This is a genomic window from Roseateles sp. P5_E1, from assembly GCF_054049335.1.
Genome location: NZ_JBFUMN010000362.1, coordinates 1 through 573 on the forward strand (window position 1 = coordinate 1; position 573 = coordinate 573).

Consider the following 573-nt stretch of genomic DNA (forward strand, 5'->3'; position numbering starts at 1 on the left):
GTGCACGGCGGCGACCTGCGCCAGCAGATGCTCGAACCCTGGCTCGACGGCAGCCAGCTGCGCTGGCGCGATCCGCCGCCTCAATCGCGCGACGCCACGGTGGTGCGGCCGGCGGCGGAGCCGTTCGACAGCGAGGGTGGCCTGCGGCGCCTGCAGGGCAACCTCGGCCGCGCCATCGCCAAGATTTCCGCGGTGGCGCCGGAGTTCCGCGTCATCACCGCGCGGGCGAAAGTGTTCGACACCCAGGACGCATTGCTCGATGCGTTCAAGCATGGCCGGCTCGAAGGCGATTTCGTCGCCGTGATCCGTGGCCAGGGGCCGCGCGCCAACGGCATGCCGGAACTGCACAAGCTCACGCCGCCGCTGGCGGTGCTGCAGGATCGCGGCCAACGCATCGCGCTGSTGACCGACGGGCGCATGTCSGGCGCRTCGGGCAAGGTGCTCGCGGCGATTCACGTCTCGCCGGAAGCCGCCGATGCCGGTGCTATCGCGCGCATCCGCGACGGCGACATGCTGCGCATCGACGCCGAAGCGGGCACGATGGATGCGCTGGTCGACGCGGCCGAGTGGAAC

At 71.2% G+C, this 573-nt stretch carries 1 pseudogene; it reads left to right on the plus strand.

Annotated elements, in window-relative coordinates:
• A pseudogene (locus ACXJKJ_RS31535) lies at positions 1 to 573 on the plus strand (phosphogluconate dehydratase); the annotation flags it as partial.